A 19574-nucleotide genomic window follows, 5' to 3' on the forward strand; every position below is an offset into this window, starting at 1 on the left:
CGATTTCTAGTACTCTTCATTATTTATTGATTTAATGTTGCTTGCATAACGCTGTAAAAATCATCTTGTTCATATGTTATTACATGATCTTCTAATGTTTCATCATATTTTAAATTACCATATAGCTTTCTCGCAAGACTGATATAATTGAGTAACTTTAAACAATGATGCGGAAAAGGTATCGTTACAGTTGGCTTGCCTAAACGTTGTCGAATCGTTTGAATCACACGCGTCGTATTTAAATCGAAATCATCTTGAGGATGATAAATACCTCCTGTACCTTTATCTATGAGCACTGATATAAAGCGTGCAAGATGATCGATATAAATCGCACTTCTTTTATTTTGGATATCAGGGATGATTGGTAAATATTTTGCCACTTTTTCAAGTTTACTGAAATTACCTGGTGCTTTATAACCATATATCATTGGTGGTCTGATATGCGCCACGTTAAACTGTGGCGTAGCAATTTCGTTTAAAGCACGCTCTGCATACATTTTTGAGATGCCATAAGCCGTATTTGGTTGGATCGGTGTTTCAGGTGTAATAAAGACATCTTCACCTACCCTACCTGTAAGACCGTATACATTGGCCGTACTTAAGAAAATAAATTGTTTTACACCTGCATTTTTTGCTTTTTCAGCAACCTCTTTTGTCAACGTATAATTCACTTTCATGTAATCTTCCATATTGGCATGAGGTTGATTATTGTGCACAAGTGCTGCGGCATGAATGACCACATCAATATGCGACCAATCCTCATTTTTCCATTCATATGTTTTAACATTAACACGACTTACACGATGACATTGCTTTAAATTATTTTCTAAATGATTGCCTACATACCCATTTTGACCAGTAATTAATATGGTTTTCATTAGTGGCTCACACCTTCTGATTTAATTGTGCTTTTAATTGTTTTATAGATTATATAAATATCTAGCAACGTCGATTGATTTTCCAAATACCAACGGTCATAAGCAACTTTTTGGTCATCCGTAATATCATCTCGTCCCATTACTTGAGCTAAACCTGTTAAACCAGGTTTAATTGTGTGTACGTTAGCATTTGTTCGCTTTTCGATAAGTTCATACTGGTTGTATAATGCTGGTCGTGGACCTACAACAGACATGTCCCCTTTTAAAATGTTAAATAATTGGGGGAGTTCATCTATAGATGTTTTACGAATCACTTTACCTGTTTTTGTGATAAATAAAGAAGCATCAATTTTATCTGTCGCAACATTCGGGGTATCGATTTTCATTGATCTAAATTTATAGATGTTGAAAATCTTATTCATTAACCCTGGGCGACGTTGTTTAAAAATTACAGGCCCGGGAGACTCTAACTTTATCAAAGCTGCTGTTCCCAATAAAATGGGTCCAGATACAATAATGCCTCCTAGAGCACTTGCAATATCAAAGGCACGTTTAAAATCCATCCTCACTCCGCTCCTCACTTTAATAATTCATAATATTTGTTGGTATTCTTTTGCCTTGTATACTCATTTTCAAACAATTGATAGGCATGTACGCCTTTTGTTTTCAATGCATCTCGGCTATGGGTATGAATAAATTGTGTTATTGAAGATGCATCACCATTAGCAACTTGTATACCTGCATCATAGGCTTCAACATGACGCACAATATCAGATTGTTTATCCATAATTAAAATGAGTGGTTTTTTTGCTGCGAGATAGCCATAGTTTTTACTCGGAACACCTAATCCAACACCCTCAGGAATAAGAGAGGCAAAGCAAGCATCTGCAATTTTCAGCACATCCGCATAATCAGACCCAGTTAAAAAATCATAGACACGTACATGTTTTAACTGATATTTTTGTACCGCATCTTTCACTAAATGTTGTTTTTTTCCATGACCACAAAAAATAGTTAAAGTAGTGTCATCATCCTTATTTTCTTTTATAAATGCAATAAGTGTTTCCATATCTTGCAATTGTCCCATATTACCGCTATACAATAATATTTTTTCATATTGGGTACGCAACATTTTAAATTCGCTGTTTCTTACAATATCGTCAGATAGATTTTGAGTATCATACCAATTGGGAATCACATGAATATGGTCTTCACGTGTTGCAATGTTATTTTGTAATAGATAATGTTTCATTTCAGTACCTAGTACAATAATATTTCGGGCATTGTGATAAACATGCTTGTTAATATATTTCATAAGACGATCAATCATACTTCCAGGCCGTGTTGCCCCTGTTTTTAACGCATTATCAGGTGCAATATCATAAACTACAAATGAGTAAGGTTTCTTAAAATATCGGTATAATACATCAGGAATCAAAGGTAAAATCGGTGGATTGGAATACACTAATATTTCATCATACTTCATCATTTTAGGCATTTTTGTCACAAAACTTAAAAACAATGAAAAGAAATTAACAATACGCCCAATTTTAGATTTACTATTGAGTTGAGTATATTTGAGTCGTTCAATATTGATACCATAGTATGTCTCTCGTTTTTTTATACGCTTTTTCTTACTATATTCATAAGGCCAACCACATATCACATCAACATCAATACCCTTTTTCATTAAGTCCTCTGCCATTTGAGTGGGTAAAGTCGCTGAGGACACATATTCTGGATAGAAGTATTGACACAATATCAAAATTTTCTTTTTAGCCATGATTATCACCTATTTTCTTATGAAACTTTTATTTTTTGCAAAATAAAATGTAGCTATATAAAACAATAAATATGAGATTATAAGCCCTAATGTATTGATTACAAGGAATGATTCCAAACTGAGAGTCATTAATTTGGCAATAAAAAATGTAATAACGGTTACAATTAGAAAGCAAGCCTGTAGCATTAATTCTATATGCTGTTTTTCAAATACAATAACCGTTAAAGAAACAGTAGAAACAATCAACCTAATAAAAAATAACGGGATAATTATTTTCATTATAAGAATTGTATCTACCCATTCTTCCCCTAAAACCCTGACAATTAGATTGTCATTTATTATATAAAACGGTACATAAACTACAACAGATATTGCTACTAGGATAAGCGAAAACTTAACTAATAATGTTCTAAAACTTCCAAAAGTTATATAATAATCATTAGCTTTTTGCATGAAAATTTTAGAAAGTCCTAATGAGAGTATCGTAATAGGAACTCCCAATATTTTAATTGCCATACCGTATAAACCAACTTCATGGTTAGAAAACAAAATTCCAATAAAAAAAACCACGACAGTAAATGATAAGCTATTCAAAAATATAGACGGTGTCGAATATATCATTTGATTCTTATATTTTTTAAATAAAACTAAATTAGATGCAAAAGATGGAACATATCTAAAATGTTTTTTAAACACCTTAAAGCCTAGTGTGATGCCGGCTATATATGAAAATGCAAAACCTATAATTAGTCCCATACTACCAAAGTTTAAAAATCCAAATAAAATTTGCAAAACAACCATAAATAACGCCCTAAAAATATTTATTAAACTAAGTGTGTTATATTTTCTCTCTCTATTTAGATAATTAGTGAAAATATTAGTTAGGCTAACTAAAAGTAACATTATTATTAAAAATGAAAGTTCTAATAAATAATCTGGTTGTACTATTAAACAAACTATAGCTAAAGGCAACAAAAAAAGTAATACAATTAGACTAATTATGAAGCTAATTTGAGATAGAATATTTGCTTGTTTATAATTTTTAGCATTAATAATAAGTAAATCATATCTTGCATTGATAATAGGAATTAGTACCATAGCAACATTACTAAAAATTGTAAACTCACCAAATTCACTTGGTGAGTACAATCTAGATATTATAGGAATAGTTCCTATTAGTAAAAGTTGAGCAATACCGCTCGACAAAACCATTATAATAGAATCTTTAAAAAATTTATTTTGCTTCATTTACACTCAACTCTTTAATCTTTTTAGCGGGATTACCAGCTATTACTACATTACCTTCCGGAAAACTTTTAGTAACAATAGCACCTGCTCCCACAATAGTTTTTTCTCCAAGAGTTACACCAGGTAATATTACAGCATTCATGCCTATCCATGATTTATCACCTATAACTACATTTTTCCCCTCATTATGTGCATGCAAATCATTAAAATCATGATTAGCTGTTATAATACCTACATTTGGTGCAATATATACTCCTTTACCTATATATATTTTGGCTGAAAAATTGTTAAAGTAAGTACCTGGTGATTGAAATATATGAATATCATCTCTATCAAAAATTATATTTTTAGCATTATGAATTCTAACTGTGCTATCTGCAGGAAAAGGTAATTTTCTGTTCACGCCTATCAATTTAAAGGGAACAGCTTTCCATGCCCATACCCATCCCATAACTTTATTTTCATAGTAGTAACCACGTAAATACTTTTTGTTATAAAAAATATGTAATGGTAAATTTAATAATTTAAACCATCTACTTCTCATAAATTGTCTTATCATAATCAATCATCACCAATCTTAGTATTTTCTTTACAAATATACTAATTAGAATTATGGCACTAAAAACAATCAATACCATTGTCCCAGTAGTTAAAATCGGGATTGTATGTCCAAACATTGTGAATGAAACCCTCATAAACAAATAAGTACCAATAAAAATTAAATCCAAGCAATTATTTTTTCTAATTAAATACTCTAGAGTACTGGCCATCAATAAATTCGTAAATAATACAATTGGAAATAATAATGGCCCGAAGTATATATATCCATACCCAGCACTAGATATTAAATGACCTGTTAATTGTTTGTTTCCGTATATTATTTGATTAAACAACTGACTTGTAAGTAACTGAGATTTATCAACTAGCATATTAATACCGAAAATAGATCTCGTATAATCAAAAATTAATTGCCTTAAAGAACCATCATAATAATTTAAATAAGCAATAGAGGCTGCAACATTATGAGGTCCGTAAAAATAGGATTGTAAACTATCAATGAATTTAACATTATTTACATTGCTACTATTTAATGCATCAGTATATGAACTAAAATTAAACACATATAATTCCTTATATAGCGTCATTGATATCAATATGAACGCTCCAACAGATAAAATTACTATGTTGACTTTTTTACTATGATACTTAAATAGTAGCGAAATGATTACTAATACTCCAACTAATGTGTATATTTGAATACTTCTACGTTCTCCTACAATTAATCCAACATTGATAATTCCGAATATAAGAGGTAATATCAAATAAATAAAGCTAGGATTGACTTTATACTTCTGATATGAACGATAAGAAGAAATAATAAATAAAAGCATCAAAGATAATTGTAAAAATAACCTTAACAATACATTAATTCCAGCTGTAGCCTCTTCTCCTCTTCCTGATGCATCAGTCTTAATAATTAAAAAAGAAACTGTTTCTCTAACAGATGGTATAGAGACAAATGCTATAATTACAAATATTATGAAAATGTAATAGAAAAATCTAGAACCAGCTAATTTAAACTCTTTTCTAGACTTTATCGTATCTTTAAAAATTTTGGATAAAACAACTAATAGTATAGCTCCAACTAAATATTCAAATATAATCAATAAAACACCTTGATTAAAGTACATAAACCCCAATGGTAAGTTATCAATTTTTTTATCGCCACTAATAGCAATAACTAACGGAATTAATACTAATCTTATAAATCCGAAAAGTATAAATATACCTTTTGTAAAAAACAAATTACCATTTTTTATAAAGCGTGTAATTAGCCATGAAAAAACAAAAAATAGTGGCATTAAAGATAAAATAATTTCACCGTTAATCAAAATTATTATAAATGATATTAAACTAGTGATGAGTAACAGTAAGTTAGATGTCTTCATAGTTAAACCTTCCATTTATATATTGATAAAATTCGTCGTTGATAGAAGTGATTTTTTCAATGTACTTTCTACACTCAATATCTACTTCATGATAGTCTATGTTATTAATCCAATTTTCAATTAGATCACCCAAATTCACGTTATTATTTTCATCTATATCAAACGCAAGATTAAAAGTATGGGCTTCCTGAGATGTTAAGGTATTTGGCGAAGTTAGTATAGGCTTTCTAAGAAATAATGAATAATACAATCTGATTGAGAGTGCATAGTTTAATGACATACTATTATTGCCGTAAACGTTATTTAAAATATCGATATTATTAAGAAGTTGGCTCGTTTCATTAACGTTAAATGCAGATATAAACTCTACGTTATTAATAGACTTTCTTTCTGCATATTCTTTAAGATTGTTAGATCCTGTTCCAAAGAATTGTAAAATAAACCTCGAATCATTTTTCAAACAATCCATCAGCATTTTATTCATATCTAAAAATCGTACATTTCCTATAAACCCAATCTTGATAGGTTTATTAAAGTTAAAAGTTTCATTTTTAATACTATTGTTAATCACATCTTTATTTATGCTATATATTACTTTTAGCTTATCAGTAGCTTTGGGTAAGAAATGCTTAAAACCAGGTGAAGATAGCGTAGTTATAAAACTGTTTTCAATAATTTTCTTCATTCTAAGATAAATAAATTTATTGTTTTCAAAAAAGTAATCTCTTATATTCACTATATATTTATCTTTATAATGTCTAATTAGTACATCTTTAAAAAGATGAGCGGTATAACTTCCCCATACAATAATAAAGTCGTAATTGTTTTGTTTTAAAATTTTTTTTACAAAAGGCCTGAATTTGTAGTATTCTAAAGCTTTTCTAAAAAAACTCATGTTATTATTAATATTTACATCAAATTTATATATTTGATTAACATTATTTATTGGTTCATTAACGCCGTATTTATCTGTATAAATAATATCAACTACATTTTTTTTATTATCAATTATATCTAAATAATGTGTTAATAAAGACATATGCTTGATATTAGTTGCACCTAGTATAGCTATTTTCATAGTTTTCTCCATGTATTACGATTGATAATATCTTTATAACTTTGAATGATTTTCACAACTTTTATCGAAACATTTGTATCTTTATAATCAATCGCATCAATCATCGGCTCATTATTGTTTTGCATGGTACGTGCCATTTCAACAGATTGCACTAAGTTTTCATATGTGATTCCACCAATGATGACAGTACCTTTATCTAAAACTTCAGGGCGTTCAGTGGAAGTTCGTATTAATACACCTGGAAACTTTAACATCGAGGACTCTTCTGAAAGTGTGCCACTGTCTGAAAGCACGACAAATGCATTTTTTTGTAATGCATTATAATCAAAAAATCCAAAAGGTTTCAGTTGTTTTACTAATGGATGGAATTTAAAATTGCGTTCCTCAATTTTTTTCCAACTTCGTGGGTGTGTAGAATAAATAATTGGCATTTGATATTTTTCTGCAATGTCATTAATCGCATTCATTAATGACATAAAATTATCTTCATGATCAATGTTTTCTTCACGATGCGCAGAGACTAAAATATATTCTTGCGGCTTTAAATTGAGCGTATTTAACACATCACTATGATTAATTTTGTCTGCGTGTTCTTCTAGCACTTCTTTCATAGGCGATCCTGTCACGAAAATATTTTCTTTTTTAAACCCTTCATCAAGTAGATAACGTCGACTATGTTCCGTATATGGTAAGTTGACGTCACTCACGTGGTCTACGATTTTACGATTAATCTCTTCAGGGACATTTTGATCGAAACAACGGTTCCCCGCTTCCATATGAAAAACTGGTATTTTAAGCCGTTTTGCAGCGACTGCCGATAAACAACTATTCGTATCGCCTAAAATGAGCAATGCGTCAGGTTGTTCTTGCGAAAGGACTTCGTAAGATTTCGCAATGATATTTCCCATTGTATCTCCTAAATGCGTCCCTACAGCTTCTAAATAATAATCAGGTGCGCGAAGTTCTAAATCATCAAAAAACACTTGGTTTAACGTATAATCGTAATTTTGACCTGTATGCACGAGTACTTGATTAAAATAGCGGTCGCACGCTTTAATCGTTGATGATAAACGGATGATTTCAGGTCGTGTACCAACAATTGTCATGAGCTTGAGTTTCGTCATAGTTAGACCTCCAAGAAATAGGTATCAGGATGGTCAGGATCAAACATTTCATTGACCCACATAATTGTCACCATATCTGACTCACCTAAATTTTCTATATTATGTGTATAGCCTACTGGTATATCAACAACTTCTAATTTTTGATCTGATACAAAATATTCTATGATGTCCGATTCACCAGGTTTCCGGAATCGTATCACCCCTTCACCACTAACAACTAAAAATTTTTCATTTTTTGTGTGGTGCCAATGATTCCCTTTTACAATACCTGGTTTAGAAATATTAACCGATACTTGTCCGCGGTCTGGTGATTTTATAAATTCAGTAAATGACCCACGCGTATCTTTATGCATAACTAAATCGTAGCTAAATGCATCCTTAGGTAAATAGCTTAAATACGTACTATAGAGCGCTTTTTCAAAAGGATTGTCTAGTTTAGGAAGTTGTCGATTGGTACGCGTTGCTTTGAATTTTTGAATTAAATCCGCAATAACCCCTAATGAAACTTCGTATATTTGTGGGACGATAGGACGATGATTTTCAATTGTAGGATGCCCTTCAATTGCGCGTTTCAATTCTTCAACAACATCATCAATATAATTAAGGCGTAACATTACGTTAGGATCATTAACTTGAATCGGTTCATCATGTGCAATGTTATGGCAAAAAGTTGCGACCACTGAATTGTAGTTCGGTCTACACCACTTCCCAAATAAGTTCGGGAAGCGATAAATGACAACCTCATTGCCATTTTCTTGACTGAAAGCTTCAAGTACGTTTTCTCCTTCACGCTTACTATTGCCATAAGGGTTGTCGCGCTCTGCTTGTATTGATGATGATAAAATGATTCGTGGATGTTTCGGATTCGATTTAACGATTCGTAGCATGTCATCAAGTAATGACACGTTGCCTTTTTTGAATTCTTCCTCATGTTTTGGACGATTAACACCGGCTAAATGGACGATGACGTCTGCAATTTTATAAGCATGCTCTCGGTCATAATCAGATGTATCTCGTGTTACAGTGAGGAGTTCATGGTCCGTCGTTGCTTTCATATCGTAATATAAGTTTTGACCTACAAAGCCGTTAGCACCTGTAATTACAACTTTCATTTTCTATTCCCCTTTGCGCGCTTTTTGAACTGCTGCGACTTCATTTCTGACATACTCCAATGTAAGTAACTTCTCTTTAATTTCTTCAATAGACAGTTGGTGCGTATTGTCTGAATTGTATTCGTACGCATCTGTTATTTTATGACTACCTTTTTCATAATATTTATCATAATTTAAGTCACGCGCATCTGCCGGTACTCTAAAATAATCTCCCATATCCTCTGATTGCGCATATTCTTCACGTGTGAGCAGCGTTTCAGCTTTCTTTTCCCCATGTCGTGTACCAATAATTTTAATGTCATTATCCGCATTGAAAAGTTCAAGTAACGCTTGTGCTAAGTCTCCTACTGTTGACGCTGGCGCTTTCTGAACCATAATATCGCCGGTATGGGCGTGTTTAAATGCATGGATAACAAGTTCCACCGCTTCTTCTAAACTCATTAAAAATCGTGTCATGTCAGGATCTGTAATTGTTAAAGGTTCACCGTTTTTAATTTTGTCGATAAATAACGGAATAACAGAACCACGTGACGCCATCACATTGCCATATCGCGTCCCGCATATTAACGTTTCATCCGCATCAACATTTCGTGATTTCGCAACAAATACTTTTTCCATCATTGCTTTAGAAATGCCCATTGCATTGATTGGGTATGCCGCTTTATCTGTAGAAAGACAAATGACCTTTTTTACATTTTCACGAATAGCAGCTTGAATAACGTTTTCTGTCCCTAGAATGTTCGTTTTCACCGCTTCGATTGGGAAAAACTCACACGATGGCACTTGTTTTAACGCAGCCGCATGAAAGACAAAATCAACACCACGTGTCGCTGTTTCTACACTCAAGCTGTCACGTACATCGCCTAAATAAAATTTAAGTTTCGGGTTATTGTATTGTTTTCTTAAATCGTCTTGCTTTTTTTCATCGCGTGAAAAAACACGTATTTCTTTTATATCTGTTTCTAAAAAACGATCCACTACAGCTTGACCGAATGACCCTGTGCCCCCTGTAATGAGTATTGTTTTATCTCTAAACATCGACATCACCCTATTTATCATCATTATTTGCTATATCTAAAATACGCTGTTTCGTAAAATGTTGTGTTAACTCATCTAAAATTGCGTTGATTTCTGACTTACTCACTTCTTTTACTTTTCCGCGATAAATTTTGTCATAAACTTGTTCTGGGTGTATTTCATCATCACTTAAAAGTTCTTCGTACAATTTTTCTCCAGGTCGTACGCCTGTAAACTCAATGCCTATATCTTCAATGCTATAGCCACTTAACCGAATTAAATTTTTAGCAAGATCTACAATTTTTACAGGCTCTCCCATGTCTAATACAAACACTTCGCCCCCTTGTGCAAGTGTGCCAGCCTGTAAAACAAGTCTCGATGCTTCGGGTATCGTCATGAAATACCGCGTCATATCAGGATGTGTTACCGTTACAGGACCTCCTGCTTCAATTTGCTTTTTAAATAATGGAATTACGGAACCTCTTGAACCTAAAACATTGCCAAATCTTACTGCGACAAGATCGGTTTTCCCTGAATGGTCATTGAGACTTTGAACAATCATTTCAGCCACACGCTTACTTGCCCCCATGACATTAGGAGGGTTCACCGCTTTATCTGTTGAAATCATAACGAATTTTCGGACTTCATATTGTTTTGCGATTTCGGCAACATTTTTAGTCCCTATCACATTATTTTTTACAGCTTCATGTGGATTTGCTTCCATCAAAGGCACATGCTTATGTGCTGCCGCATGATAGATTACATAAGGTTGATGTGCTTTAACAATCATCTCGATGCGGTCGCGATCTTGTACATCTGCAATCACTGGAATGATGTCTATACGCTCTTTATATAATCCTTGGAGTTCTTGATGAATCAAATAAATGCTGTTTTCACCATGACCGACTAAGACAATGCGCTCAGGTTCAAACTTACACACTTGTCGACATATTTCTGATCCGATAGAACCCCCAGCTCCGGTCACTAAAACGGTACGTCCAGTGAGTTCTTTTGAAATCGCTGCCATATCTAATTCCACTGGATCACGTCCAAGTAAGTCTTCAACTTCAACTTTTTTCAGTTGTTGGACTTCAAGTTCACCCGTCATCACACTTTCAATATCTGGCATGATTAATACTTCCACACCTGGATGTTCTGCTATTTTAGTAATTTCTTGAAGCCGTTTATGCGGTAATGTCGGAATGGCTATAATCACTTTCTTAATTCGGAATCGTTTAATCAATTCGGGGATATCTTGAGTTGTCCCTTGCACTTTAACCCCTTGCGCAATATGCATGTTTTGCTTTCGAGGATTATCGTCTACAGCAAGTACAGGTTCCATCCCCATGTAAGGACTGCGATACATTTGATTAATAAGCATCGAACCGCCTTCACCTGCACCCACTATCATTGTGGGTTTCTTCTTTACATTGTCCGACATAAATACACGACGATAGACGCGCCAAGATAACCTTGACCCACCAATTAAAATCAGATGCATCATCCATGTGATGAAATAAAGTCTAAAAAACGGTGGCTTGAAGGTTATCAATGGGACGAGTAATGCCGTGACCAATATTGATGCTGTGACTGCTCTTACGATTAGTAACAATTCGTTCACACTAGCATATTCCCATGCGCGATGGTACAAATCAAATAGCCATGCAAACAAATGGTGAGAACACAGTAATAGTAAAGATGATAATAATAGTACTCTTACAGAATATCCTGCAAAAAACGGTTCTAATATGAAGTAACCTATAAAAATAGATCCAGTTACAATGATGGAATCTAATAATATTAATAATAAAAATCTTAAGCGAGCGGGTACTTTAGACACTCGACATTCCCCCTATAACTACTTACCCCTAAAACAACCCAAACCATTTTTTCTTTTTAAAGTTCATTTCGGGCTGAAGTTTTTCTATCTCTTCTCCATTAAGGATGTATCTTGCGTTATGTTGTAACTGTTCAATTCGATCTAAAGTTGTCTGATTTAATTTAGCATCTTGTAATGTTCGGTAATTAAAGGGTCGACGCTCTACATGATGCGCATCAGAGGCAATCAAATGTGCCAGATGATTATCTATAATTGTGATTGCTGCTTTTTGAATATTTTTGCCATGTTTACCAGTCAAAGCGCCCACAGTCACTTGGCTTAAAGCGCCTGCTTCAACAAGATTATATAATAATGACAAATCTTCAATGATGATTTTATTGCGTTCAGGATGCGCAATGATTGGTACATAACCTAATATTTTTAATTCATAAAATAATTCTTGCGTATAATTTGGTATTTGATTTGAAGGAAATTCAATGAGGAGATATTTCGTATGATTGAGCCCTTGAATTAAACCTTCGTCAAGTGCTTTTAAAAACTGGTCACTGATTCTTACTTCTTGACCAGGATAAATGCTAACGTTGATACCTTCTTTGATCAGTCGTTCATTTAATGCTTTCACTTGCGGTTCAATTTCTATAAATGTGTTATCAAACATAGGATGTAGGTGATGTGGTGTAGCAATAATATCCGTGATGCCGTCTTGCTCGGCTTGACGCAACAGTTGAAGTTGATCTTCAACTGTTTTAGGTCCGTCGTCAATGCCATATAAGACGTGCGCATGAATGTCCACAGTCATCGTTCTTCTGCTCCATAATACGCATAATATTCATCACTTTTACCTTTTAGCTTATTCAGCACCACACCGAGGAGATTCGCGCCTGTTTTTTCCAATAATTCTTTAGCGCGTTGAATTTCTTTGCGGTTATTATTGTTAACGTCAATGACTAATACAACTTGCTTCGATACTTTTGCGACAAGTTGTGAGTCCGTTACGGAATTCACTGGTGGCGTATCGATGACGATAAAATCATACACTTCTTGCGCAGATTCAAAAACATTTCGAAACGCTTTAGAGTTTAACATTTCAGATGGATTTGGTGGCACAGGACCAGATGTAAGTACATCTAAATTTTCTATATGCGTTTGTTTAATTGCGATATCCCCTGAAGATTGACCTGAAAGTAAGCTTGATAAACCTTCTTTGTTACTCAGTTCAAAGATAAAATGTTGTGTCGGTTTTCGCATATCCGCATCAATTATAAGCGTTCGGTAATTCGATTGTGCATACGTAATTGCTAAATTCGCGCTCAATGTTGACTTACCTGAAGAAGGACGCGCAGAGGTAATGACAACACTTGTTAAATCATCATTCACGTTTGAAAAACTAATATTCGTACGAATCCCTCTAAATTGTTCACTTATAGGTGATTTCGGCGTATGATCTACAATGAGTTTCTTTTTATTACTCACCGTTTTTTTTTGCTTTTTTGATTTAAACATCGATGTTTCATCCTTTCTAGAATCGTTTAATTGAACCTAAAACTGGTAATTTCAGATGATCTTCAATATCTTGTTCATCTTTAATACGTGTATCTGTCAGTTCTTTAATAAAAATAAACAGTAATGCTAAAATTAATCCTAAAAATAAAGCCACGACTAAATTAAGCATTGTCTTAGGAGAAACTTGTTGAGCTGTATTATCTGCATGAGATAAAATTGTCACGTTATCCACATTCATAATGTCTGGCATTTCATCACGATATACTTTCGCAATCGCATTTGCGATTTTTTCAGACTCGCCTTTTTTTACATCTACCACATGTACTTTAATGACTTGTGATTCAGCTGAACTTTCGACATTAACTTTTCCAGCAAGTTCGGATGATTTATATCGATGGTCTAATTTCTTTGCTGTCTTGTCTAAAATTCTAGGACTCGTCACAATCTCTGCATATGTATTCACTTGTTGTAATGTACCTTGAACGTTTTGTTGAAGCATATTATCGTTCGTTTGTTTTGGATTGACTAAAATTTGTGTTGTTGCTTGATACTTAGGCGTCATGATAAAGAAAGTCACAATTGCGCTAATGATTAAAAACAACAATGGCAATCCAATAAGTAACCACAAATTTTTCTTTAAAATATGTAATAATCTGCTTAAATCTAACGTACTGTCCATGTTGACCTCCAAGATTAAAAAATTAAATAGTGTTATTACATCAAAAGCATTCAAACACATATTTAGATTCAACTCTAAAAATAAAAACACTATTTTCAAAATAAACAAATAATTTTATTTCTCTTTTAAAACCCACAACTTACAACCTTATCTTATTAATGTATTAAAATTGACTTAAAAGCACATTAATTTCAAAAGGTTGTTTTAAGAGAAATTATACATCAAGTTTCTTAATAATAATAGTAAAAATAAATATTTAAATGCATAAATCTCAAAATCTGAAACCAATAAATAAATGTTGCAAACAATAAGTGGAGTGACTACATTGTCACCCCACCCTCGTTATGAAAGCACTTTCAAAATAAGTTACCTTCATAATTTGTTATGCATTTGCATGGATAAGGCGTTATATTTATCTTAACCTCAGTTTGATATAACACTTCCCCCTTCTGTTCAAACATTATTCGAAGTGTAATTTAACTTTTTTAGGTACATTCCAATATATTTTAAAAATTTCAGTCTTTTTTGCGTCATACGGTGAAGAGTGTTGCATATATGATTCGAATGGTAAACGTGCGACAGTATAAGACGTTAAAGATGGATTCTGTTTAATCGCTGCTTCCAAAGATTGAATGCGTTGATATTGTGCAATTGAAATTATACTAAAAATCACAATAAAACTTGTTGCCATCACAGTTGTCACACATAGTACCAGTCGATGTGGCTTCAAATTGACCTTCGTTAATAATCCCATCGTAATAATGACATAAATCACATAAATCGCATAAAAATTTCTCGGCCCTATGGGTTGCACAACAAGTAATGGCGCCACCATTATCGGTATGACTCCCATTAAAACGAGACTATAGCGTTTCATTCGTCCAGGTGGTAACACTTTTTTCATTGTTATAAAGAGGCTGATTAAAAAAATCATCCCAACAATGCCATTCATGAGTGCAACACTGACATCCGAATGCTTGTCATGGAAATTAAAAGGTATCCGAACTAACAACGTATAAAGTGGTGCGGACATTAAACCGATAGTATAACCCCATTGTTGAAGCGGCGTGCATGTGCTATGACGTATAAAAAGCACCAATAATGTAGCAATAATCGTTAAAATTAAAATAGGTTCATAAATCAAGTGCTCAGGGAATTGTGTAAAAAGTGTCCCGACGACTTTGGTAACTATGCCATGTTGTTCATCTGATACTTTTTGATAATGAGAGTGCCCAGCTAAAATATTCATGTAATTTGGATTTAAAAACATGATGATTGCCCCGCAAAGGCTCATAAAAAATAAAGCAATCGTCGTCAAAGATATCATTTTATATTTACACCATAGCATGATGATAAGTAAGGCAATGATAACGACATTAAAAATGGTCATATTTTCCATAAACCATTGACCGATAAGTGCCAAAAGTAAAGCAACATATCGTTCAAGCCGTGTCAATGACCATCCTTCATAGAGTTTTAAATAACATCGTAATAGAAAGAGTGTACATAACGTTGCGGGAACATAATTATAAAATCCTGCAAACCAACCATAGATTTGACTATACATTGTGGTTGGAATCAACAACATAAACATAAAAATGACAAGATAAGAGAAATTCCGTTCACTGCATTGAGATTTCATATCTGTCTGAAATTGAAAGATTAATGCAATCACGCTCAAAGCACACACACTATAACTGATAAATCTTAATACAGGGATGCGTACCGCAATGATTTCAAAGGTGTTGCCGAGGTAACGACCATTTAGAGATTGGAAGCCTTCTCTTAACATGTCGATACCATATGCACTTCCCCACTGTAAATCGTCATGTATGAGTGGCGTTAAGATGCTCATGATTAAATAAAACGTAAAAATGATTAATAGCAACCACTGATGGCGAAAGATCGTTGTCATTATTCAACCCATTTCCTTTACTCAATAATTTGAAAATATTATATTAAAACTTTTTATGAATTTCTAACTTAAACATATGTATCAACAAAAATTAAATATATGCTCAATCTCACCTTCATATTTTTAATATATCGACAATACAATTTTTTAAAGTAAACATGAGTTGGATAGCAATCATAGTCATGTTTTCATTCCACATACAAAAACCCCCTATAAAGTTTTCACTTTTTACGCGACTACTTTATAGGGAGGTATCTGCATATGTCATGTTGCCTTATTTAATATACAGGATGGTTAAGTCCTAACCTTTATAACATGTGGGGATAGACCATCATTTATCTCGTTTTATAACGCTAAATCACTTTTAGCCATTCACCGACTCAACCTAGTTGATTGGAGAACCTCCTGTAATACCGTACACTTGACCCGTGATGAAACTTGCATTTTCGGAAGCGAGTAGGACATAAACGTCCGCAAGTTCTACAGGTTGGCCAGCGCGTTGAAGTGGCTCTTTCTTGCCGAAGTTAGGAATATTTTCTTGTGGTTGTCCACCACAAATTTGAAGCGGTGTCCACACTGGACCAGGTGCGACAGAATTGACACGAATACCTTTAGGTCCAAGTTGTGCTGCTAGGCCTTTTGTTAATGAAATGTTACATGATTTCGTCATCGCATAATCAAGTAAATGTGCGCTTGGCTTAACCCCTTGAATAGACGATGTAATAATAATACTTGATCCAGGTTCCATATAGTTTAATGCCTCTTGAATAGAATAGACATTTGAAAACACATTCACTTCAAAAGTATCAGTAAGTTGTTCTGATGATAACTTTTGAATATCATATTCATATTGTTGCATACCTGCATTGAGTACTAATATGTCTAAGCCACCTAACTGATGATGTGCATCTTTGACCATTTGTTTCGCATATGCTGCATCGCGTAAATCTCCAGGAAGTAATACCGCTTTACGCCCTGCTTTTTCAATGACTTGTTTAACATCTTCTGCATCAGCTTGTTCATCAGGATGGTACGCAATCGCAACATCCGCGCCTTCTTTTGCATACGCAATTGCGGCAGCTCTACCGATACCTGAATCACCACCTGTCACAAGTGCTTTTTTGTCTGTCAATTTGTTAGAACCTTGATATGTCTCTTCGCCACAATCAGGAACTGGTGTCATTTCACTTTGTATACCGGGATAGGATTGGGGTTGTTCTTCATATTTGTCATTGTAGAATTGATTTAATGGATTTTGTTTTGCCATGTTATACCCTCATTTCTTTTTAATTGCTAATCTTAATATTCCCACTCCTCTTTACGAGAAACGTTGTATCAATCATGTTATAATATAGGTAACAATTTTAACGAATCATAATTTATATAAGGAGTAATATCATGTCAATTAAACAATTTTTTGAAGGTATGATTAATCGTCAATGGACATTAAAAGAGGTCGTTTTAATATTAGTGTATACCATTGTCATCAGCATGATTGTGACACCTCTCATCGGTATCCCGGCAGGTATAGGTGTATTTTATTATTTCAATATTTCTGAAGAGGAAAAACAAGCGATGCGTAATCGCTCTCGTTACTAGTACGGGGACATTATGAAACGCTTGTGGCTTCGATTCAAACAATTACCTTTTACCACCTTGGATGTATTGATGATACCGACAATGATTATTTTCCCAGTTCAACTTTTTGGAACTTTGATAGGTCTTCTGATCACATGTAGCACAATGGTGTTGTATATCACATTGAGAATAACTTGTAATTCATCAGATAGATTTAGGAGGGCATCGTCATGTCTCTAAATGAACTTTTAAAAAAATTTATGGATTATCGTTGGTCACTTACAGATGTTATTTTACTTATGTTTTTCCCATCATTATTCTCTATCCTATTAGGACCCTTCATTGGTATTCCAGCGGGTCTCGCATTTTTTATCTTCTTATTTATGGTTAATGAGACTGACGAAAGTGAGGAAGATGATCTTGATGAACATCGTCAGAAGTAACTCACACCATAAATGTCATAACTGATCATTTTCTTCATTCGACACAACATCATTTCATTTTAAATACAAAAAGCCTTCAACGTCATTTTAACTGATCGTTGAAGGCTATTTTTGTATTAAAACGTATTAAAAAACGCTATTTTCATTATCATTTATTTTTATATCCTAATCGGTCAACGATAGCTGAAATGGCACCATCACCTGTCACGTTTGTAGCTGTTCCAAAACTATCTTGTGCCATATAAAGCGCAATCATTAAACCAATGGCCGCTTCATTAAACCCTAGAATAGAACCTAAGATACCGCTTGCTGCCATAACTGATCCACCAGGAACACCCGGTGCTGCAATCATGATCACACCAAGCATGAGTATAAATCCTAACATTGTAGGAATGCTCACAAGCGATAAACTTGGCAACACAATCATCGCCGCAACTGAACAACTCACGAGCGTAATCGTTGAACCTGATAAGTGAATCGTCGCAAGCAACGGTATACTAAAATCTGCAAGTGCTGGTGTTACTTTATTAGCTTTCGTTTGTTTAAGCGTTACCGGTATTGTCGCCGCACTACTCATCGTACCCACTGCTGTAAAATATGCTGGTAGCATTGTTTTCAACATGCTAAACGGATTACGTTTGTTAATCACACCGGCAATTGTATAAAGGACACATAACCATACCCAATGTAATACAATCGCAATAACAAGGACCAGACCGAATACTTTTAAAATACTCACAACAGTCCCTTGAGCTGTCATTTCTGCAAAAATTGTTGCGATATATAAAGGTAAAAACGGTATAATAACCTTTTCAATTAATACTTCAACAATACGTTGTCCTTCATCAATCACTTTAATGATTGTTGAGGCATTCACCGCATGTGCAATAATACCAAACGCAAATGCTGTAATTAATGCAGTTAACACGCCCATTAAAGGATCAAACTCGAATGTAAAAAATGGTTTAATTTCTGGCGGCTCACCTGGAATCTTCCCATTAGATGCAATCATTGGCATAAGGTTATATGCTACAGTTAATGCAAGCAATCCCGCTATAATTGTAGACGTGTATGCGACACCAACTGTCATCCCTACAAGTCGCCCTGACCCCTTTCCTAATGATGTGATTCCCGCTGCAATAAAGAAAAAGATGATTAACGGAATCATATAGTTAATAAATTGTCCAAAGACCCCTTTTACCGTAACAAGTATTCGGTTTAAAATGTCGATATCGAGTAATCCAATGACAATCCCCAAAATAATCCCTGCTAAAAGTTTACCTACTAACTTCATGAATGTAGAACCTCCCTTGTTTACAAAACCCCTAAATGCAATATGTATCATAAGATGATGCAAGATAAGTGCTTTCTACTATTTTGCTACATAAAGAAAATAAAGGCAACATAATTTTAGACTACTTTTTATA

General features: G+C 33.8%; 19 protein-coding genes. 2 read left to right on the forward strand and 17 right to left on the reverse strand.

Annotation, left to right across the window (positions count from 1 at the left end; translation table 11 throughout):
- Positions 1 to 23: 23 nt before the first annotated feature.
- From GJE18_RS10105 to GJE18_RS10180, 16 genes are all read right to left on the reverse strand, one after another.
- Positions 24 to 878: an NAD-dependent epimerase/dehydratase family protein gene (locus GJE18_RS10105; RefSeq protein WP_107368594.1), complete on the reverse strand. Its 855-nt coding sequence runs from the start codon at positions 876 to 878 to the stop codon at positions 24 to 26.
- A complete protein-coding gene (locus tag GJE18_RS10110) occupies positions 878 to 1441 on the reverse strand; it encodes a sugar transferase (RefSeq protein WP_060551781.1) in 564 nt (187 codons plus the stop codon). The genes GJE18_RS10105 and GJE18_RS10110 overlap by 1 nt, the downstream gene beginning before the upstream one ends.
- A gap of 14 nt (positions 1442 to 1455) precedes the next feature.
- A complete protein-coding gene (locus GJE18_RS10115; RefSeq protein WP_107368595.1) occupies positions 1456 to 2661 on the reverse strand; it encodes a glycosyltransferase family 4 protein in 1206 nt (401 codons plus the stop codon).
- Positions 2662 to 2670: 9 nt separating this feature from the next.
- Positions 2671 to 3909, reverse strand: a complete 1239-nt coding sequence (locus tag GJE18_RS10120; RefSeq protein WP_060551783.1) for an oligosaccharide flippase family protein — start codon at positions 3907 to 3909, stop codon at positions 2671 to 2673.
- Complete coding sequence (locus GJE18_RS10125; RefSeq protein WP_168429073.1) at positions 3896 to 4468, reverse strand: acyltransferase; 573 nt, start codon at positions 4466 to 4468, stop codon at positions 3896 to 3898. Before GJE18_RS10125 ends, GJE18_RS10120 begins: the two co-directional genes overlap by 14 nt.
- Complete coding sequence (gene cap8I, locus GJE18_RS10130) at positions 4443 to 5858, reverse strand: type 8 capsular polysaccharide synthesis protein Cap8I (protein ID WP_107378667.1); 1416 nt, start codon at positions 5856 to 5858, stop codon at positions 4443 to 4445. Before cap8I ends, GJE18_RS10125 begins: the two co-directional genes overlap by 26 nt.
- The gene (locus GJE18_RS10135) at positions 5845 to 6936 is read right to left on the reverse strand and encodes a glycosyltransferase family protein (protein ID WP_060551785.1); all 1092 of its coding nucleotides are present in this window, start codon (positions 6934 to 6936) and stop codon (positions 5845 to 5847) included. Before GJE18_RS10135 ends, cap8I begins: the two co-directional genes overlap by 14 nt.
- The gene (gene wecB, locus GJE18_RS10140) at positions 6933 to 8060 is read right to left on the reverse strand and encodes a non-hydrolyzing UDP-N-acetylglucosamine 2-epimerase (protein WP_107368884.1); all 1128 of its coding nucleotides are present in this window, start codon (positions 8058 to 8060) and stop codon (positions 6933 to 6935) included. Before wecB ends, GJE18_RS10135 begins: the two co-directional genes overlap by 4 nt.
- Positions 8061 to 8062: 2 nt before the next feature.
- Positions 8063 to 9172 carry a polysaccharide biosynthesis C-terminal domain-containing protein gene (locus GJE18_RS10145; RefSeq protein WP_103345139.1) on the reverse strand — a complete coding sequence of 370 codons (1110 nt, stop codon included), beginning with the start codon at positions 9170 to 9172 and terminating at the stop codon, positions 8063 to 8065.
- Positions 9173 to 9175: 3 nt separating this feature from the next.
- The gene (locus GJE18_RS10150) at positions 9176 to 10210 is read right to left on the reverse strand and encodes a nucleoside-diphosphate sugar epimerase/dehydratase (RefSeq protein WP_060551788.1); all 1035 of its coding nucleotides are present in this window, start codon (positions 10208 to 10210) and stop codon (positions 9176 to 9178) included.
- 10 nt (positions 10211 to 10220) lie between these two features.
- Complete coding sequence (locus GJE18_RS10155) at positions 10221 to 12029, reverse strand: polysaccharide biosynthesis protein (protein WP_107368883.1); 1809 nt, start codon at positions 12027 to 12029, stop codon at positions 10221 to 10223.
- A 28-nt stretch (positions 12030 to 12057) separates the two neighbouring features.
- Positions 12058 to 12828 (reverse strand): tyrosine-protein phosphatase, encoded by a 771-nt coding sequence (locus GJE18_RS10160; protein WP_060551790.1) that lies wholly within the window; start codon positions 12826 to 12828, stop codon positions 12058 to 12060.
- The gene (locus tag GJE18_RS10165) at positions 12825 to 13532 is read right to left on the reverse strand and encodes a polysaccharide biosynthesis tyrosine autokinase (protein WP_060551791.1); all 708 of its coding nucleotides are present in this window, start codon (positions 13530 to 13532) and stop codon (positions 12825 to 12827) included. The genes GJE18_RS10160 and GJE18_RS10165 overlap by 4 nt, the downstream gene beginning before the upstream one ends.
- A 16-nt stretch (positions 13533 to 13548) precedes the next feature.
- Positions 13549 to 14211, reverse strand: coding sequence for a Wzz/FepE/Etk N-terminal domain-containing protein (locus GJE18_RS10170; RefSeq protein ID WP_060551792.1), 663 nt, complete (start codon positions 14209 to 14211; stop codon positions 13549 to 13551).
- Between the two features lie 460 nt (positions 14212 to 14671).
- The gene (locus GJE18_RS10175) at positions 14672 to 16126 is read right to left on the reverse strand and encodes a DUF6056 family protein (RefSeq protein WP_107368881.1); all 1455 of its coding nucleotides are present in this window, start codon (positions 16124 to 16126) and stop codon (positions 14672 to 14674) included.
- Positions 16127 to 16511: 385 nt separating this feature from the next.
- Positions 16512 to 17393 (reverse strand): SDR family oxidoreductase, encoded by an 882-nt coding sequence (locus tag GJE18_RS10180; protein WP_107368880.1) that lies wholly within the window; start codon positions 17391 to 17393, stop codon positions 16512 to 16514.
- Between the two features lie 131 nt (positions 17394 to 17524).
- Here GJE18_RS10180 and GJE18_RS10185 point away from each other — a divergent pair, with 131 nt between their 5' ends.
- Entirely contained in the window at positions 17525 to 17725 is a 201-nt protein-coding gene (locus GJE18_RS10185) for a VraH family peptide resistance protein (protein WP_037567265.1), read from the forward strand.
- Positions 17726 to 17934: 209 nt separating this feature from the next.
- The gene (locus tag GJE18_RS10190) at positions 17935 to 18147 is read left to right on the forward strand and encodes a hypothetical protein (protein ID WP_107368879.1); all 213 of its coding nucleotides are present in this window, start codon (positions 17935 to 17937) and stop codon (positions 18145 to 18147) included.
- 148 nt (positions 18148 to 18295) lie between these two features.
- Here GJE18_RS10190 and GJE18_RS10195 read toward each other — a convergent pair whose 3' ends face one another.
- A complete protein-coding gene (locus tag GJE18_RS10195; protein ID WP_107368878.1) occupies positions 18296 to 19441 on the reverse strand; it encodes a dicarboxylate/amino acid:cation symporter in 1146 nt (381 codons plus the stop codon).
- Positions 19442 to 19574 lie beyond the last annotated feature (133 nt).

The sequence above is a fragment of the Staphylococcus agnetis genome, from assembly GCF_011466855.1.
Classification (GTDB): Bacteria; Bacillota; Bacilli; order Staphylococcales; family Staphylococcaceae; genus Staphylococcus; species Staphylococcus agnetis.

Excerpts from the sequence above, each read along its gene's own strand:
- GJE18_RS10105 (WP_107368594.1), bottom strand. The coding sequence starts at position 878 with ATGAAAACCATATTAATTACTGGTCAAAATGGGTATGTAGGCAATCAT.
- GJE18_RS10110 (WP_060551781.1), bottom strand. The coding sequence starts at position 1,441 with ATGGATTTTAAACGTGCCTTTGATATTGCAAGTGCTCTAGGAGGCATT.
- GJE18_RS10115 (WP_107368595.1), bottom strand. The coding sequence starts at position 2,661 with ATGGCTAAAAAGAAAATTTTGATATTGTGTCAATACTTCTATCCAGAA.
- GJE18_RS10120 (WP_060551783.1), bottom strand. The coding sequence starts at position 3,909 with ATGAAGCAAAATAAATTTTTTAAAGATTCTATTATAATGGTTTTGTCG.
- GJE18_RS10125 (WP_168429073.1), bottom strand. The coding sequence starts at position 4,468 with ATGATAAGACAATTTATGAGAAGTAGATGGTTTAAATTATTAAATTTA.
- cap8I (WP_107378667.1), bottom strand. The coding sequence starts at position 5,858 with ATGAAGACATCTAACTTACTGTTACTCATCACTAGTTTAATATCATTT.
- GJE18_RS10135 (WP_060551785.1), bottom strand. The coding sequence starts at position 6,936 with ATGAAAATAGCTATACTAGGTGCAACTAATATCAAGCATATGTCTTTA.
- wecB (WP_107368884.1), bottom strand. The coding sequence starts at position 8,060 with ATGACGAAACTCAAGCTCATGACAATTGTTGGTACACGACCTGAAATC.
- GJE18_RS10145 (WP_103345139.1), bottom strand. The coding sequence starts at position 9,172 with ATGAAAGTTGTAATTACAGGTGCTAACGGCTTTGTAGGTCAAAACTTA.
- GJE18_RS10150 (WP_060551788.1), bottom strand. The coding sequence starts at position 10,210 with ATGTTTAGAGATAAAACAATACTCATTACAGGGGGCACAGGGTCATTC.
- GJE18_RS10160 (WP_060551790.1), bottom strand. The coding sequence starts at position 12,828 with ATGACTGTGGACATTCATGCGCACGTCTTATATGGCATTGACGACGGA.
- GJE18_RS10165 (WP_060551791.1), bottom strand. The coding sequence starts at position 13,532 with ATGTTTAAATCAAAAAAGCAAAAAAAAACGGTGAGTAATAAAAAGAAA.
- GJE18_RS10170 (WP_060551792.1), bottom strand. The coding sequence starts at position 14,211 with ATGGACAGTACGTTAGATTTAAGCAGATTATTACATATTTTAAAGAAA.
- GJE18_RS10175 (WP_107368881.1), bottom strand. The coding sequence starts at position 16,126 with ATGACAACGATCTTTCGCCATCAGTGGTTGCTATTAATCATTTTTACG.
- GJE18_RS10180 (WP_107368880.1), bottom strand. The coding sequence starts at position 17,393 with ATGGCAAAACAAAATCCATTAAATCAATTCTACAATGACAAATATGAA.
- GJE18_RS10185 (WP_037567265.1), top strand. The coding sequence starts at position 17,525 with ATGTCAATTAAACAATTTTTTGAAGGTATGATTAATCGTCAATGGACA.
- GJE18_RS10190 (WP_107368879.1), top strand. The coding sequence starts at position 17,935 with ATGTCTCTAAATGAACTTTTAAAAAAATTTATGGATTATCGTTGGTCA.
- GJE18_RS10195 (WP_107368878.1), bottom strand. The coding sequence starts at position 19,441 with ATGAAGTTAGTAGGTAAACTTTTAGCAGGGATTATTTTGGGGATTGTC.